1 pseudogene is annotated in these 284 nt (G+C 64.4%); it reads left to right on the top strand.

Annotated elements, in window-relative coordinates:
• Positions 1–279, top strand: a pseudogene (locus HWE01_RS22675) (ABC transporter ATP-binding protein); the annotation flags it as partial.
• Positions 280–284: the final 5 nt, after the last annotated feature.

Raw genomic sequence — 284 nt, 5'->3', positions numbered from 1 at the left:
GTGCTGGGCGGTATCGGCCACATCCCTGGCGTGGTGCTGGGTGGCGTGATCCTGGCGGCGCTGCCGGAAGTGCTGCGTCACGTGGTGGAACCGCTGCAGATGGCCATTTTCGGCAAGGTGTGGATCGATGCCGAAGTGCTGCGCCAACTGCTCTACGGCCTGGCCATGGTGGTCATCATGCTGACCCGCCCGGCCGGTCTGTGGCCTTCGCCGCGCCATGAAGATCGTCCCGAAGCGGACCATACCAAAGTCGGTACCGCCGGCGAAGTCAAAGCCTAAGCCTT

Origin of the sequence: Herbaspirillum sp. C7C8, from assembly GCF_022627875.1 — a bacterium.
In the GTDB taxonomy this organism is placed as follows: domain Bacteria; phylum Pseudomonadota; class Gammaproteobacteria; order Burkholderiales; family Burkholderiaceae_D; genus Herbaspirillum.
Note: the sequence above shows the minus strand (reverse complement) of the source record. Positions and strands in the feature narration are given on the sequence as shown.